The sequence below is a fragment of the Coriobacteriaceae bacterium genome (assembly GCA_025757745.1).
In the GTDB taxonomy this organism is placed as follows: Bacteria; Actinomycetota; Coriobacteriia; order Coriobacteriales; family Coriobacteriaceae; genus Collinsella.
In genome coordinates, this window is sequence record CP107217.1 from 82,549 (window position 1) to 100,533 (window position 17,985).

General features: G+C 60.1%; 8 protein-coding genes. All 8 read left to right on the plus strand.

The annotated features are described in order from the left end of the window. Window positions 1-7: 7 nt before the first annotated feature. The 8 genes from OGM60_00380 to OGM60_00415 all read left to right on the plus strand — a co-directional run bounded on the left by OGM60_00380 (window position 8) and on the right by OGM60_00415 (window position 17,972). Window positions 8-703 (plus strand): NUDIX hydrolase, encoded by a 696-nt coding sequence (locus OGM60_00380; GenBank protein UYI99280.1) that lies wholly within the window; start codon window positions 8-10, stop codon window positions 701-703. A 247-nt stretch (window positions 704-950) separates the two neighbouring features. Continuing rightward, window positions 951-2,723 carry an ABC transporter ATP-binding protein/permease gene (locus tag OGM60_00385; GenBank protein ID UYI99281.1) on the plus strand — a complete coding sequence of 591 codons (1,773 nt, stop codon included), beginning with the start codon at window positions 951-953 and terminating at the stop codon, window positions 2,721-2,723. A gap of 19 nt (window positions 2,724-2,742) precedes the next feature. Continuing rightward, window positions 2,743-3,708 carry a hypothetical protein gene (locus OGM60_00390; protein UYI99282.1) on the plus strand — a complete coding sequence of 322 codons (966 nt, stop codon included), beginning with the start codon at window positions 2,743-2,745 and terminating at the stop codon, window positions 3,706-3,708. A gap of 297 nt (window positions 3,709-4,005) precedes the next feature. Further along, window positions 4,006-5,511 (plus strand): glutamine-hydrolyzing carbamoyl-phosphate synthase small subunit, encoded by a 1,506-nt coding sequence (carA, locus tag OGM60_00395; protein UYI99283.1) that lies wholly within the window; start codon window positions 4,006-4,008, stop codon window positions 5,509-5,511. A 98-nt stretch (window positions 5,512-5,609) separates the two neighbouring features. Beyond that, a complete protein-coding gene (gene carB / locus OGM60_00400) occupies window positions 5,610-8,924 on the plus strand; it encodes a carbamoyl-phosphate synthase large subunit (GenBank protein UYI99284.1) in 3,315 nt (1,104 codons plus the stop codon). Window positions 8,925-9,875: 951 nt separating this feature from the next. Next, window positions 9,876-16,256, plus strand: coding sequence for a discoidin domain-containing protein (locus tag OGM60_00405; GenBank protein ID UYI99285.1), 6,381 nt, complete (start codon window positions 9,876-9,878; stop codon window positions 16,254-16,256). Window positions 16,257-16,473: 217 nt separating this feature from the next. Beyond that, complete coding sequence (purE, locus tag OGM60_00410) at window positions 16,474-16,938, plus strand: 5-(carboxyamino)imidazole ribonucleotide mutase (protein UYI99286.1); 465 nt, start codon at window positions 16,474-16,476, stop codon at window positions 16,936-16,938. A 35-nt stretch (window positions 16,939-16,973) separates the two neighbouring features. Continuing rightward, the gene (locus OGM60_00415; protein ID UYI99287.1) at window positions 16,974-17,972 is read left to right on the plus strand and encodes a sortase; all 999 of its coding nucleotides are present in this window, start codon (window positions 16,974-16,976) and stop codon (window positions 17,970-17,972) included. Window positions 17,973-17,985 lie beyond the last annotated feature (13 nt).

Here is a 17,985-nt window from a genome sequence, read left to right on the forward strand (position 1 = left end):
GAGACGGATGGACGATAAGAACGAAGAGCTCGTGGACGCGCAGATCGTCGAGGAAGACGGCCACGCGTACGGACACGCAGAGGGCGAGCCGGGCGGCGAGGTTGCCGACGAGCCGGTGCTGGTGCTGGGCGACGACGACCCGCATGACGCCCTGCTGCACGAGAAGATTCTTTCGGAGGAGTGCGCCTGGAAGGGCAAGATCCTCGACGTCCACCGTCTTGAGGTCGAGCTGCCCAACGGTCGCCGCAGTGCCCGCGATATCGTTCGCCATCCGGGTGCGGCGGCCGTTGTGGCACTGACCGAGAGTGGCAAGATCGTGCTGGTGCGTCAGTACCGCACCGCCATCGACCGCGTGACGGTCGAGATTCCCGCCGGCAAGCTCGATCCGGGCGAGGACCCGCTCGATTGCGCCAAGCGCGAGCTGCACGAGGAGACGGGCTTTAAGGCCGGCCGCATTCGCTTTTTGACGTCGATTGTCACGACCTGCGGTTTTTGCGACGAGATCATTCACATCTACCTGGCTACCAAGCTCGAGTTTGATGCGCCCGATCCCGACGATGACGAGTTTGTCAACGTTGACCTGGTACCGCTGCACGAGCTGATCGACGCCGTGCTCGACGGCAAGATTGAAGACGCCAAGACCGTCGTGGGCGCGCTCGCCTGCGACAGCATTGCTCATCGTTTGGGTGGAGCGGAGCTTTAAGTTACGCGGTTTTACCAAACCGCGTAACGAGTCGACGCTGCAAACGCCCCTAAGCGGCAATCTGCCTTTCAATCGTCGCTCGCGTACCGAAGTACGCGTCGCTCCTCTTTCAAGGCACCTTGCTCGCTTAGGGACGTTTTCGCTGACGCTGCCAGATCATTGGCGTTATGCTTGTTGGAACGCTTTGTTTTCAGCCCGAACGGTTCAACCAGATTTCTCACGCTATTTATTTATCCCCGAGGACTGCATGTTTAGAAGGTTTTTGTCTTATTACAAGCCCCAGATGGGGCTTTTTGTTGCTGATACTCTTTGTGCTCTGGTGCTTGCCGCCATTGACCTGGCGTTCCCCATTATCTTGCGCAATCTGACCGGCGGGCTCTTTACTCAGGGTCAGGCTGCTATTATGCAGGCGCTCGGTATGATCGCGGTGGGACTGGTGCTGATGTATGTCATCCGCTGCGCCTGCCGCTATTTTGTGAGCTATTGGGGTCATGTGATGGGCGCGCGCATGGAGTCCAAAATGCGCGAGGACCTGTTCGATCAGTACGAACGGTTTAGCTTTGCGTACTTTGATCGCAACAGCTCGGGCGACATGATGAGCCGCGTGGTCAATGACCTGTTCGATATCTGCGAGGCGGCGCACCACGTGCCCGAATGGATCATTATCTGCGGTATCGAGATCATCGGCTCGTTTGTGATTCTGTTTACCATCGCGCCGGTGCTCGCACTCGCCATGGCTGTGGTGACGGTGGTGTTCGCGGTCATTATGTTTTGGCAGAATATGCGCATGCGCGAGGTCTTTAGCGATAACCGCAAAAAGATTAGCGGCATCAACGCGCAGCTGCAGGATTCGCTGGCGGGCATGCGTGTGGTCAAGAGCTTTGCCAATGAGCAGACCGAGCGCTCTAAGTTTCGCGCCTCGAACAATCGCTACCTTTCGTCCAAGGAGAACATGTATCACGCCATGGGCGTCTATACCGCGACGTATGGCCTGCTCTCGGGAGTGCTTTATGTGATCGTGGTGCTGCTGGGCGGTTGGCTCGTTGCCCAGGGTCAGCTGCAGGCGGTCGATATGGCAACCTTCGCACTCTACATTTCGCTGTTCTGCACGCCGCTCGAGACGCTCGTCAATTCGGCTGAGACGTATCAGAAAGCCATCGCCGGCTTTAAGCGCATGGATGAGGTGCTCTCGACTGTCCCCGATATTCAGGATAAGCCGGGTGCTGCGGATCTGCAGGTGGCGGCTGGTGCTGTGGAGTACCGCGACGTGTGCTTTAGCTACGAGGATGTTGAATTGGCCGAGCGCGGCGCCGACGGACGCCCTGTTATCGACCACATGGACCTGTCCATCAAGCCCGGTCAGACCATCGCTTTGGTTGGCCCCTCGGGCGGCGGCAAATCGACGACTTGTTCGCTGTTGCCGCGCTTTTACGACGTTGCCGCCGGCTCCATTAGCATCGACGGCCAGGATGTGCGCGACGTGACGCAGCATAGTCTGCGCCGTGCCATCGGCCTGGTGCAGCAAGATGTGTACCTGTTTGATGGAACGATCGGCGAGAACATCGCCTACGGCAAGCCGGGCGCCACGGCAGAAGAGATCGCCGAAGCGGCCCGCCGCGCCAATATTGATACCTTTATCGAATCGCTTCCGCAAGGCTACGACACCGTGGTGGGCGAGCGCGGCAGCCGTCTTTCGGGTGGTCAAAAGCAGCGCGTCGCCATCGCGCGCGTTTTTCTCAAGAATCCCAAGATCCTTATTTTGGATGAGGCGACGAGTGCCCTGGATAACGAGAGCGAGGAAGCGGTGCAGGAGTCGCTCGAAGAGCTGGCACGCGGCCGTACCACGATCATCATCGCCCACCGTCTCTCGACTATTAAGCATGCTGACGAGATTGCGACCGTTGAGCATGGTCGCGTTGTGGAACGTGGCACGCACGAGGAGCTTCTCGCCCGTGGCGGCACCTATGCCCGTTACTATCGAATGCAGTTCGAAGGTGCGCGTGCGCACGAGCTCGACTGATTGATATGACAGGAAGATCATGGCTGATAAGAACCCTTTGACTCCGGAAGAAGTGACGGAGTTATTCTCCGAAATCGATGCATCCGGCGTCTTGGATCCTACGCTCGCCAAAAAGCGCACCGAGCGCATGCGCGAGAAAGAGGCCGCCGTCAAGCGCGGCGACAAGGCGACGCTGGCGCGGCTGCGCAGCGAGGATCGCGCGAGCCAGGCAAAACATATCGACCCGCTGTCCGAGGACGACCCTTCGGGCTCGCAGGTGAGCCATACCATTACGAAGACCGCCATGGCCGTGGTTATCGGCATTTTGGTGCTGATTGTTGGCATGCAGATTGGCTACGGCGTGATGCGACGTCTGAATACCGCGAACCTTTCCGAAAGTGTTTCGGTGGATACCGTTTCGACCGCGCTCAAGGGTGGACTTGAATGGGGCAATGGCTTTACGCAGTTCCCGCTCGATTTTACCGTCGACGAGGCAGATGAGCGCACGGGCACGGTTGAGGTGACGGTGCTGGACACGTCTTCTGCCAATGAGCTCGAGCTGCTGTCCAACGGTCAGATTCAGGCGGCGGCGCTCGCAACCAACGCCCTGCTCAACGACAAGATCGACCGTGTGGTGTATAACGTTCACGCCTATATCGACGAGGACAGCAGGATCCAGCATGATTCCTTCTTTGGCATGTTTCCTGCTCAGGGGCACCAAAGCGCCATCCTGACGTTCGTTTGGACCAAGAGCTCGTCCAACGCCACGAGTATCGACTGGAAGATGCGCATCGTAAGCATGGACGACACCATTGCCGAGCGCATTCAAAAACAGGTCAACTCGGTTTCATCGCTGATCGAGGACCCGGTGGTGAGCCAGACCAAGATCACGGAGGAGCAGGCCGAGCGCGATCTTGAGCATCGTCTGCACGGTCGAGAGATCTTCCGCGGCGGAAAGCCCGATCGCACGCCGTCCGAGCTGCTGGAGCAGGACAAGCAAAAGTAGTCCGCAGCCACATAGAACGATGCCATCCCGCGTGAGCCGCAAGCCCACGCGGGATGATTTTTCTGGGACGGGGATTAAAAAATCATTCTGTCATGTATGCAGTTGGCGACAAAGCCCTGCTCTCAGAATAATTTTTTAATCCCCGTCCCAGAAAAATCATTATGCACAGGAAGTCATAATTATCATTTTGTAAACAATTCTATGTAATTAATGCCATGGGCGATGCTTGCGGTTAGAATACCGCGAGGCCTAACTACACACCTTTAAGCCGGTCCTGTGAGACCGGGAAGGAGAACTATGGCGAACAACCATATTGCGGGCGCTGCCGCCCGCACCGTCGCGCCCAGCGAGCTGTGCCAGCGTATGCTGGCTAAAACCAGCAAGGGCACCTGCGGTCCCTGCATCCTGTATCTTGAGGATGGGACCATTTTTTATGGCCGTGCATGCGGTGCCGAGGGTACCGCAACCGGCGAGGTCTGCTTTAACACGTCGCTCGAGGGCTACTTTGAGGTCATGACCGACCCGAGCTATGCCGGCCAAATCGTAACCATGACCTATCCGCAGATCGGCAACTACGGCATTGACGAGACCGATGTCCAGTCGGCCTTCCCCGGCGATACCGCTCGCCCCGCGAGCGCTCCCGCCATGCGCGGCATGGTCGTCCACGACATGTGCGCCACGCCTTCTAACTGGCGCTCGACCGTCAGCGTGCCGGAGTACCTGCGTGCACACGGCATCGTCGCTATCGAGGGCGTCGACACCCGCGCTCTCGTGCGCCACCTGCGCGACAACGGTTCCAAGATGGGCATAATCTCGACGGAGATCTTCGACGTCGACGAGCTTGCCGAGCGCCTGTCCGCCGCGCCTACGCTGGTCGGCGAGAACCTGGTCAAGACCGTGAGCTGCCCTGAGCCCCATGCCTTTGCTGCGAACGACCTGCCCACTACGCATGACTTTGCGCTTGCCCCTGCCGCTCCTGCCCGCCACAAAGTGGTCGCCTACGACTGCGGTGTCAAGCGCGGCATCCTGGAGGGCCTGGTCCGTGCCGGCTGCGACCTCACCGTCGTGCCGTGGGATACGCCCGCCCAGCAGGTGCTCGACATGAATCCCGACGGCGTCTTTTTGTCCAACGGCCCCGGCGACCCCGATGCCGTGGTGGAGACCTACGAGCAGGTGCAGCAGCTGATCGGCAAGGTGCCGGTCTTTGGTATTTGCCTGGGTCACCAGATGATCAGCCTGGCCTGCGGCGCCCAAATGGAAAAGCTTAAATTCGGTCACCGTGGCGGTAACCAGCCGGTTATGAATCTGGTGAGCCGTCGCGTGGAGATCACCGCGCAAAACCACGGCTTTGGCCTGCTGTTCCCCAGTCTGGGCAAACTGATTCCGGAGCTTTCCGGCGGCGAAACCGAGCATGCGGCCGATGGCGACCTGCGCGCCTGGGTGCGTCGCGGCATCGCGCCAGTCGTGATGAACGAGCGCTTTGGCCGCATTCGCCTGACACATGTGAACCTCAACGACGGCACCGCCGAGGGCATCCAGCTGCTCGACGCCCCGTGCTTCTCGGTCCAGTACCACCCCGAGGCTTCGCCTGGCCCTACCGATGCCCACTATCTCTTTACCGCCTTTACGCGACTCATGGACGGCGAGGAGAACTACCTGGACATCGACACCGCGAAGGACCGCCTCGCCGGCTGGAATTTCGCCGATAGTGGTTCCGCCGTTCTACCGAACGGCGGACCTGTCGACGCTGCGGCTGCATCTGGCACATCATCTTGCCGTTCTGCTTCGGACGCGCGGGCATAAGCCCAGCGCGCCCTCGCATCACGGCAACCTGATGCACCAGCTGCACCCTCGCTGACTTTTCCAAAACATTGAGTCAGCCTCTCTAGGAGGTTTTAAACATGCCTAAACGTACCGACATCAAGCGCATCCTCGTCATTGGCTCGGGCCCCATCGTCATTGGCCAGGCCTGCGAGTTCGATTACTCCGGCGCCCAGGCCTGCAAGGTGCTCAAGGAGGATGGCTTTGAGGTCATCCTGGTCAACTCCAACCCGGCGACCATCATGACCGACCCGGGCTTGGCCGACCGCACCTATGTCGAGCCCATCACCGCCGAATTTATCGAGCGCGTGATCAAGAAGGAGCGCCCGGATGCGCTGCTGCCCACGCTGGGCGGCCAGACCGGTCTGAATGCCGCCGTCGAGCTGGCAAAGGACGGCACACTCGACAAGTACGGCGTCGAGATGATCGGCTGTGACCTTGCCGCCATCGAGCGCGGTGAGGACCGCAAGCTCTTTAACGAGGCCATGGCCGAGATCGGCCTGGAGGTCGCGCGCTCGGGCTATGCCTACAGCGTGGCTGACGCCGAGGCCATCGCCGAGCGTGTGGGCTATCCCTGCGTGCTGCGTCCGAGCTTTACCTTGGGCGGCGCCGGTGGTGGCATCGCGCATACTCACGAGGAACTCGTCTCCATCGTGAGCCAGGGCCTTGAACTCTCGCCTGCCCATGAGGTGCTGGTCGAGGAATCCATCGAGGGTTGGAAAGAGTACGAGATGGAGGTTATGCGTGACCACGCCGGCAACGGCATCATCGTGTGCTCCATCGAGAACCTCGACCCCATGGGCGTGCATACCGGTGACTCCATCACCGTGGCGCCGGCGCAGACCCTCTCCGACCTTGAGTATCAGCGCATGCGTGTCGCCTCGCTCGCTATCTTGGAGAAGATCGGCGTCGAGACCGGTGGCTCTAACGTGCAGTTTGCCGTGAACCCCCAGACCGGCCGCCTGATTGTCATCGAGATGAACCCGCGCGTGAGTCGTTCGTCCGCGCTGGCCTCCAAGGCCACGGGCTTCCCCATCGCCAAGGCCGCCGCTCGCCTGGCCGTGGGCTACACGCTCGACGAGATCGTCAACGACATCACCAAGGCAACGCCCGCCTGCTTTGAACCCACGATCGACTACTGCGTGGTCAAGGTGCCGCGCTTTGCCTTCGAGAAGTTCAAGGGCACCGACCCCACGCTCACCACGCGCATGAAGGCCGTGGGCGAGATCATGGCGATCGGCCGCACCTTTGAGGAGGCCTTTGGTAAGGCCATGCGCTCGCTGGAGGATGGACACCAGGGCATTTGCGCTGGCGGCAAGGAGGGTGCCGATAAGCTGAGCGACGATGAACTCGCCCAGGCTGTGGGCACCCCGACCGAGCACCGTATCTTCTTTGTGGTCGAGGCTCTGCGTCGTGGCTGGGATATCGCGCGCATCCACACCATCTGCGGTATCGATCCGTGGTACCTCAACCGCATCAACGATATGGTGCAGGTCCAGGAAAGCATCCGCGGCCTGCGCGTGGAAGACATTGACGCCGACGCGATGCGCCTGCTCAAGCAGTATGGCACGAGCGATGCCGAGATTGCCGCGCTGACCGGCTCGGACGAGCGCTTTGTTCGCGCTTACCGTAAGGGTCTGGGCGTGGTCCCCAGCATGAAGACAGTCGACACCTGCGCCGCCGAGTTCTCGAGTGCCACGGAATACCACTACAAGACCTATGAGAACATCTACCGCACGAGCCCGGTCGCCAAGAAGTGCGTTGCTCCCGACGAGACCACGCCGGCAAGCAAGCCCAAGGCGATGATTCTGGGTGCCGGTCCCAACCGTATCGGCCAGGGTATCGAGTTTGACTACTGCTGCGTGCATGCGAGCTATGCGCTGGCCGCCCGCGGCTTTGAGACCATCATGGTCAACTGCAATCCCGAGACCGTCTCGACCGACTATGACACGTCCGACCGCCTGTACTTTGAGCCGCTTACCTACGAGGACGTCATGGACGTTATCGATGTCGAGCGCCCCGACGGCGTCGTAGTGACGCTCGGCGGCCAGACCCCGCTTAAGCTGGCACGCATGCTCGAGGAGAGCGGCGTGAACATCATGGGTACCAAGCCCGACGCCATCGATTTTGCCGAGGACCGCGAGCGTTTTGCCGCCTTGCTCGATAAGCTGGGCATTATGTATCCGCCGGCGGGCCAGGCCACCTCGTTTGAGGAGGCCGAAGCCGTTGCCGCGCACATTGGCTACCCGCTGCTGGTGCGTCCGAGCTATGTGCTGGGCGGTCGCGGCATGATGATCGCCTACGATGCCGAGCATCTGCGCGATTACATGGCCGAGGCTGCGCGCATTAGCCCTGACTACCCGGTGTATCTCGATCGCTTCCTGGAGGGTGCGATCGAGTCTGATGTCGACGCCCTGTGCGACGGCGAGGAGGTCTACATCGGCGGCATCCTGGAGCATATCGAAGAGGCCGGTATTCATTCCGGTGACTCCGCGACCTGCATTCCGCCGTTCAGCTTTAGCGAGAGCCTGCAGGCGAAGCTCCGCGAGACCACGCGCCGCATCGCGATGGCGCTGGGCGTGCGCGGTCTGGTCAACGTGCAGTACGCCATTAAGGGCGAGACCGTTTACGTGATCGAGGCCAACCCGCGCGCCAGCCGTACCGTGCCGTTTATCTCCAAGGCCACCGGCGTGCCGCTGGCCAAATGCGCGGCGCGCATCATGGCAGGCGATTCCATCGCGAGCTTGGGCCTGCCGAGCGACGAACGTCAGCTGGACTGGTTCTGCATGAAGGAAGCCGTTATGCCCTGGGGTCGTTTCCCGGGCGCCGACGTCATCCTGGGGCCCGAGATGAAGTCGACGGGCGAGGTCATGGGTATCGCTAAGAGCTATCCCGAGGCATACGCCAAGACGCAGCTGGCGATCGACTACAGGCTGCCCGACCCGAGCTGCGGCAAGGTGTTCATTAGCGTGTGCGACCGCGACAAGCGCCACATCCTTTCGGTCGCGCGTATCCTGCGTTACCTGGGCTTTGACATCTGCTCCACCGAGGGTACGGCGCGCGTGCTGCGTGGAGGCAACGTGACGTGCGAGATCGTGGAGAAGATTAGCGGCCCGCACGACGGCGAGCGCCCCAACATCGGCGACCTCATCGCCGATGGCAAGATCGCGGTGATCATCAACACGCCGTACGGTCCGGGCTCGCGCGGCGACGGCTATCTGCTGCGCACCGAGGCCGTGCGCCGCGGCGTGACCTGCGTGACCGCGATGTCTGCCGCCAACACCTACGTGAGCGCCATCGAGGCCGTTCGCGAGGACCAACAGGGTCACGGCAGCGCCAACGACATGGGCATGGACGTCATCGCCCTGCAGGACCTGCCGCAGCACACGGTGTAGATTGAGCTGGCCGGCCGGGGCGGAGGGGGCTGAGTTTCTCACTGAGCGACTCTGCTTGCAGCCGGAGCGAAGGGGGAAACTCAGTCCCCTCCGCCCCGGCCTACGGTGACTCGGTTGCACCGTGTGCTGCCGAAGGGGCTTTGCGCGATGACTAGGGCTGAATAAAAAGTGAGTGTGGGCAGAGCCCACGTTTTGTATGGGGTCCTCCGGTGAATTGCATTCACCGGAGGACCTTTTTGTGGCTGGCTGAGAGTGCCGCTGGACAGTTAGTTCAGATTTGTATTTTTGTGAGGGTGGAAAAGGCCGATTTGAGCTCAAATGAGTCGTTCTTGGCGGTCTGATGCGACAAGGATGCGCAGTCAGGAATGAGAAAAGGGCGTTATTGGGTCTAAAACGGCTTCAAAACGATACGTTTGCACGTAAGGACCCGGCCAAAAAATACAAATCTGAACTAACTGTCCACCATCCTCCGTCAACCTCTCATTCCAAACCAAATCAGCCAACGTACGTCATAGCAATCTCCGGTAGATCGCAGGGCGGCGGTCGAGCTTTTCTCTCGGGAAACTTCGCGAAGCCCAGTTCCCGAGGGAAAGGTATGGTCTGTGTAATACCAGATAAACAGTACATTTTTGCTAGATTGGTATTTGACTGAAGAACCAATTGGTATGGCTTATTAAGCCCACCTTGCCGCTGACGCTCATTTTACTGCCGCTGGTGGACTTCCGAACTTGGTTGCGCAAGTGCTCCCATATATTGATATGACCTAGTAGGTGGCTATCTGGTTACTACCAGTTGGCCCCTTGGTAACGGGTGGCCCCATTGTGCGGAATGTACCGAACATCCCCGTTTGATACGTTTTCCCATGCTGCCGGGGGGGGCGTCCTCGGCACCTCAGCATCTCGGAAGAAAGGAGACCAGGTGCGCAGGAATTCCATTTTTACGAAACGGTGGGTGAAGGGAAGCGCGGTCCTCGTTGCCACTGCAGCGACGCTCGTGTTTGCCAATCCCCAGCAGGCGATTGCCACGCCACTCAAGGGCGTCGACTCGGCGACCGTGTCCCAGTCTGCCTCGAATGTCGTCGACATCGATTTCGCTGACGGCATCAAGGGCCGTATTACGTTCCTCGAGGACGGTATTTTCCGTTATAACGTCGACCCCAAGGGTGAGTTTTCCGAGTACGCCACGCCGCGCAGTAAGTCCCACACGGCTAAGATCCAGGCTCAGCCCGATACCTCGGACACCTACAGCAAGCCGAGTGCGACGGTTGCCGACAAGGGCGACACTATCGAGATCACCGGCGGAAAGGCGACCGTGATCCTGGACAAGGCGACTGGCAAGATGAGTATCAAGTCAGGCGACCGTGTCGTGGTTTCCGAGTCCGCGTCCCTCGACCTTGATAAGAAGGGTACCGTCCAGACGCTCGCCAAGGAGAAGTCCGAGAACTTCTTTGGCGGCGGCACCCAGAACGGACGCTTCCTGCACACCAACCAGACCATCGCCATCTCCAACACGAACAACTGGACCGATGGCGGCGTTGCCTCGCCCAACCCGTTTTATTGGACGAGTGACGGCTACGGCGTACTCCGAAACACGTTTGCAGAGGGTTCCTACGACTTCGGTTCCACGGACTCATCGACGGTCACGACTTTGCACAGCGAGAATGAGTTTGATGCCTACTACTTCGTGGCGACCAACGAGGGCGCTTCGAACGTGGCAACCGAGATGCTGCAGGACTACTACAAGGTGACCGGTAACCCGGTACTGCTGCCCGAGTACGGGTTCTACCTTGGTCATCTTAATGCCTATAACCGTGATGGCTGGTCAACGACCTCGGGTCAAAAGAAGTGGGAGACCAAGGGCAGCAAGTCCTCGAGCGAGAAGGGCGACGTTAAGTACGAGTCTGGCATGTCGACGGGCTACAAGCTCGACGGCATACTTGCGGCCGAGACGCTCAACGGTGAGGGCCCTACGGTTGATACCGAGAACATGAAAGCGACCGATTTCGACCGCCAGTTCTCTGCTCGTCAGGTTATCGATGACTACGAGGACAACGACATGCCGCTCGGCTGGTTCCTGCCGAACGACGGTTACGGCGCCGGCTATGGCCAGAACGGTTACTACAAGACCGGCGGCGTCAACTCCGACGGAGCGAGCTCGGCCGACCGTCTTAACGCTGTGCGTGCCAATGTCGACAACCTTAAGAAGTTCACCGAGTATGCCAACTCCAAGGGTGTGAGCACGGGCTTGTGGACCCAGTCCAACCTTGAGCCCGACAGCAACCCTGAGACCCCGTGGCATCTGCTTCGCGACTTCGACGCCGAGGTCAAGACGGGAGGCATCACTACCCTTAAGACCGACGTTGCCTGGGTTGGATCTGGCTACTCCTTTGGTCTTAATGGCATCAAGACAGCTTATGACACGGTGACGACCGGCGCTAACAAGCGCCCCAACATCATCACGCTCGATGGTTGGGCCGGCACGCAACGCTTTGGTGGCATTTGGACCGGCGACCAGTATGGCGGTAACTGGGAGTACATTCGCTTCCATATCCCCACGTATATCGGTCAGAGTCTTTCGGGCAACCCCAACATCGGCTCCGACATGGATGGCATCTTTGGCGGCGACCCCATCATCTCTGCGCGTGACTACCAGTGGAAGACGTTCACGCCCTCTATGCTTGACATGGACGGTTGGGGCACCTACCGTAAATCGCCCATGACGCACGGCGATCCCTACACAGGCATCTCGCGCTTCTACCTCAAGCTCAAGGCGCAGCTCATGCCCTATATCTACACGAGCGCGGCCTCGGCGGCCAACATCGACACGGGTAACGGCGATGCCGGCCTGCCCATGATCCGCGCCATGCTGCTTTCCGACAACTCCGAGTACGCCGCAAGCACTTCGACGCAGTACCAGTATATGTTCGGTGAGAACTTCCTAGTGGCACCGGTGTATCAGGATACCCAGGCAGACGAGAACGGCAACGACATTCGCAATGGGATTTACCTCCCCAACTACGGCACCGACGAGAATCCCACCATCTGGATCGATTACTTCTCGGGTAAGCAGTATCGCGGCGGCCAGGTTCTCAACAACTACGAGGCTCCGCTTTGGAAGCTGCCGCTGTTTGTGAAGGCCAACGCTATCGTGCCGATGTACGCCGAGAACAACAACCCCGAGGCCGTGAGCGACACCAACACCAAGGGTACCGACCGCAGCCAGCGTATCGTCGAGTTCTTCGCCACCGAGGGCGACGGCACCTTTACGCAGTACGAGGACGACGGCTCCTCCATCGAGAACAACACGACTGAGGACGATTCCTACGGCACGATCGACAATATCTCCTACGGTGAGCATGTGAGCACCGTCTACAGCTCCAAGGCCGCAGGCGGCACCGCGACCTTTACCGCCGAGGCCTCGCAGGGCGGCTACAACGGCTACGACTCCAACCGCACCACGACCTTCGTGGCCAATGTGTCCGCCAAGCCCACGAGCGTTGTCGCCAAGAACGGCGGATCCGCACTCAACGTGGTTGAGGTCGACTCGCAGGAGACCTTTGACGCCGCGACCCCCGAGGCCGGCCAGGCGGTCTACTTCTACAGCGAGACCCCCAACCTCAACCACTACGGCAGCGATGCGGACGGCACCGAGGCCGAGCAGGGCGAGAGCTTCAACAACACCAAGATCACCACGAACCCCAAGGTCTACGTCAAGTTCGCGAAGACCGATGTTGCTGCAGCGGCGCAGACGCTTGAGCTGGGCGGTTTCGTGAACGCCGACGCCACGCTCACAGCCGATCGCCTCAACGAGAACCTCTCCGCACCCACGAACCTTGCTGCCCCCGAGGACGCCACGACCCCAACGAGCATCAAGCTCACCTGGGGAAAGGTCGATGGTGCTACCTCCTACGACCTTAAGGTCGACGGCACTGTGTTTGCCGTGGGTGATGCGGCCGAGTTCACGCACACCGACCTCGCCTACAATAGCAAGCACACCTACCAGATTCGTTCGCGCAACGCCGAAGGTTACTCCGCCTGGAGCGATGTGCTCGAGGCGAACTCCGCACTCGATCCGTGGCGGAACGTCCCCGACGCCGAGGAAATCACCTGGGAGGGCTCACTTTACGGCAGCCATAAGGCCGAGCGCGCCTTCGACCATGAGTTCCAGTCGGGCGACGGCGGTTTCCACTCCGGTGGCAACGATCTGGGCAAGGCGCTTACCGTTGACTATGGACGCGCTTACAAGCTCGATAAGCTCGAGTACTATCCGCGCGATGACGCCGGCAACGGCACCGTGACCAAGATGCGTGTTGAGACGAGTCTCGATGGCGTCCACTGGACGAGCCAGGAGGTCGATTGGGCACGTTCCGCTGATTGTAAGACGGTAGCGTTTGACGGCACCGTGGCCGCCCGTTACGTGCGCATGACACCGCTCGCCTCGGTCGGCAATTTCTTCTCCGCGTCCGAGATTGCCATCTACAAGACCGACGGCACGGATGGCTTCGCCGTGGGCTCCAACCTCAACAAGGCCACGATCTCCGACGGAGACTACTCCAACATGAAGAACTATCTGGGCCTCGAGAATCGCGAGCCCGATACCCCGACGTTCGGTTCGCAGATCCGCGACCACTTCGCCGACCTCAACGATAACGGCGTTTACGACGTCTACGATTACTCGTTCACCATGGCGGGTCTTGACGGCGGCACTAAACAAAAGGGCAAGGTCGCAGGTTCGCTCGCGGTGATTCCGAGCAAGACCGAGGTCGAGGCCGGTGATGAGATCACCGTTGATGTCTATGCGGCCGACGCCAAGAACGTCAACGCCCTGGGCGCTCTCGTCAACTTCAAGAGCGACCAGTTCGAGTTTGTGTCCGAGAGCATCGCGCAGGACGGCTCGACTGCCGGCATGGAGAACCTGTCTCGCGAGAAGGTCCAGTTCGCGGACAGAACGCAGACTATCAATCTCGCCTTTGCCAACCGCGGCGATGGCAAGCTCTACAACGGTACCGGCGCGGTGGCGAGTTTCAAGCTCAAGGCCAAGACCGCCGGCAAGGTCGAACTGCCCTCGACATCTTGGCTCATCGGTCCGGCATGCGACGCGCTTGAGTTTGCGAGCGACGGCACGGTGACGATGCCGGATGTTCCTCAGCCAACGGTCGCCGAGTACGGTCAGGATGCCTTCAACATCACGATGACCAACGATGAGCTCACGACCGACGACGGGACCAACGTCGAGAAACTTATCCAGCAGAAGAGCTATAACGCGCTGTTCGATAATAACGAGGGCGACAACGGCTTTGAGTTCCTATGGGACTGGAGCGGCAACTGGGACAGCGAGGGTAAGCTTCCGAGTTACGTGAAGCTTCCCACCACGATGACATTCGCATTTAAGACGCCGTCGAAACTCGATAGTGTCGAGGTCGTTAACCGCAACGGTGGCAACGGAACCGTGCAGAAGATCAAGGCTGTCGTGACGTTCGAGGATGGCTCGACCCAAGAGTTCGCGGGCGGGGAGTACGATTCCTTCCGGGCTCGCTACGCCTTTGGCCTCTCTGCCGAGAACAAGGGCAAGAAGGCGACCAAGGTCGAGGTCACGCCGCTTGAGGCATCGGGTGACCAGATGCTCACACTGCGTGAGGTCAACTTCAACTACACGCAGGGTGTCGAGGCCATCGAGGGTGTCGAGCTAGGCAAGAACCAGACCGAGTTCTTTGAAGGCGACGTTACGCTCGTCGACGCCAAGGCCACGCCTGAGAGCGCCGGCTACCCCTATGTGACGGTCGAGAGCTCCGACCCCTCCGTGGTAAGCGTCTCCGCTGTTCAGGCTGGCGATAGCGTGAGCTACTACCTGCGTGCCAACAAGGCCGGCAAGGCAAAGATCACGGTGGCGTCGGTACTCGACCCCTCCAAGACCGCATCCTATGAGGTCGAGGTCAAGGCTGGTGTCGATACCTCTGCGCTCGTGGCAGCGCTTTCCAAGGCCATGGGCTACAGCGAGTCCGTCTACACTAAGGATTCCTATGCAGCTCTCACCACTGCGGTCGAGGCGGCTCGGAAGCTCCTCGACGGCGGCCAAGGCAGCTATAGCAAGAAGGATGTCGCAGACGCCACAGCCAAGATCGAGAAGGCAATCGACGGCCTCAAGATGCGCCCTGTCGATGAGAAGATTCTCATCAACACGCCCGAGAACCGCAAGAACGTCAAGGTGGCCGGCTTCTCGAGTGAGGCCGACTACGAGGGCAGCAACGCCGTCAACGCTCTCGACGGCGACGAGCGGACGCTTTGGCACAGCGACTGGGCCCATGGGACCGGTATGCCCCAGTATCTGAGTGTCGACCTGGGCCGCGACTACGATCTCACCGACGTTACATTCCTGCCGCGCCAGGACGGCGGCACTAACGGCGATATCTTCGAGGCCGAGATACTGGTCTCCGACACTGCCGACGGTTATGAGATGGGCACCGCCGCGTCGATGGGTACGTTCGCCTTCGACAACGACGGCCGCGTGCTCACCGACCGTGGCGACTGGAAGCAGATGAGCTTTGGCGCCGCGCGCGGTCGCTACGTGACCGTCAAGGTGATTCACGCCGGCGGTGGCGACGTTGATGCCTACTGCAGCATGGCGGAGCTCAAGTTCTACGGTACGGCCGTCCCCGATCCGGTGGCGAAGGATGATCTCGCTACCGCGATCGAAAAGGTTGATGCCGAGGTTGCTGCCGGCGACCTCAAGGCCGGTGACTACACCGAGGCCTCCTGGACGGCGCTCGAGAACGCCCTGGCGAGCGCCCGCGCCATCTTGAGCGATGAGGACGCCACGCAGGACGAGGTCGACCAGGCGCTCAGGGCGCTCGAGAGCGCCCGCGGCGCGCTCGAGAAGACCCCGGTGGTCCCGGTCGAGAATCCGACTAAGAAGCAGCTCAAGGCCCTGGTCAAGCAGGCGAAGGAGACTGACACCAGGGGCAAGACGGACGAGTCTGTCAAGGCCCTGACGGATGCCATTACCTACGCCGAGGACGTCTTGGGTGATGAGAATGCTTCCGACACCCAGCTCCAGGCGGCCTATGACCAGCTCAAGCTGGCCATTGAGAGCCTCAGGGATGCCGACTCCGGCAACCAGGGCGGCTCGGGCAACCAGGGTTCCGGCAATGGCTCGAACGGCGGCAACCAGGCGGGCAAGCCCGCAGGCGACAAGGCCCAGGGCAGCAAGAAGAACGGTTCGGCGATCCCCAATACCGGCGACCAGACGGCGGCGACCGTCGTGACCGTCGGTGGTCTTGGCGCCATCATCGCCGCGATCGGCGCTTTCTTCCATCGTCGCAGCAAGGCCAAGTAGCCCCAGCAACAGCTAAGCAAGCGTGCCCGCCGTCCCACCCAAGGACGGTGGGCATGCTTTTTGAATGTAGGCGGAAAGCTCCGACCCTTCGGCCTTAATCTCGCAAAGCATTCCGTCTCTCACCGAACACATCGGCATCGGTGGCTATACTTGAATTATTTGCAGTTAAGGGTCGCGGATTCGCTGCGTCACCGCTCTCAACAGGAGGTCTATGTTTATGGCAGATCAGAAGCCGGTTGTCGGGATCATCATGGGTTCCAAGTCCGATCTGGGCGTTATGGAAGGCTGCACCGCCGAGCTCGAGGCACTGGGTGTGCCCTATGAGCTCGTCATTGCGAGCGCGCACCGCACGCCGGCGAAGGTCCACGACTGGGCTTCGACTGCCGCCGATCGCGGTATCAAAGTGATTATCGCCGCCGCCGGCAAGGCCGCTCACTTGGGTGGTGTCGTGGCTGCCTTTACGCCGCTGCCGGTTATCGGCGTGCCTATGAAGACGAGTGACCTGGGCGGTATGGATTCGCTGCTGTCGATGGTGCAGATGCCTTCGGGCGTGCCCGTGGCCTGCGTTGCCATCAACGGTGCCAAGAACGCCGCCATCTATGCCACACAGATTCTGGGTGCTTGCGACCCCGAGTACCGCAAGGTTATCGAGAAGATGAAGCAGGAGATGGCTGACGCCTAAGCGTTCCGCCGTTTCACCGCAGTATAAGGAGAGCCATGTCCGATTATCAGGGAAAACGATTCAAGGCTTCTCAGATTCCCGATCCGTCGAAGCCGGGTGCTGCCCGTGCGGCACAGCAGGGTCGGACATCCTCTCCTCAGCAGCCGCGCGCGCCGCGCCCCGTGACACCGGCGACGCATCGTCGACAGGACGCGCCGGCCGCATATCGTCCTTCGTCTTATAGCTCCGCTAAGAAGCCGCCCCGGTCTTCATCGCATGCCGCGCCGTCGGATCGCACCGAGCCGCCGCGCAAAAAGCGCCACTCCATTATTCCCATTCTGCTCATCATCATCGGTATCGGTCTGATTGTCGCCGCCGCCGCTATTTTTATTAATGCCCAGATTGGCTATAAGCAGGCGAGCGATTCGTATCAGAAAATCGAGAAGCAATATGTAAGCGATAAGGACGCCAGCGGCGTGCCGATTATCGACTTTGATGCGCTTGCTCAGACGAACCCCGAGATTGTGGGTTGGATTTACGTGCCGGGAACCAACATCAACTATCCCGTGGTGCAGACCAACAACAACTCCAAATACCTCAACACGCTGTTCGATGGCACGTCTAACGCCTCGGGTGCCATCTTCTTGGATAGCGATGACACCGCGCCGGGAATGGTCGACCAGCAGACCACGATCTACGGCCACCATATGAACGATGGGTCGATGTTCAACGTGATTTCGGACACCACTGATCAGGCGACGTTCGATAGCATCGAGTTTGTGTATTACATCACACGGGATGCTACGTATAAGCTGCGACCACTGGCGACCAAAGTTGTCGAGGACACGTATGCCAAGGCGCGCACGCCCAATTTTGAGGGCGATGACGGGCTCAAGAACTACCTGTCCGAGATGCTCGACGGTGCCTCTGCCGTGGCGAGTGATGCCACCGATCGTGCCGCTTCGGCAACCAAGGTTGTAACGCTTGTGACCTGCCGTTCACTGTCGCTGAGCAACACGCGCGCTGTCATGGTGCTCACGCCCGTTGATGAATAAATTGCCCGAGAGT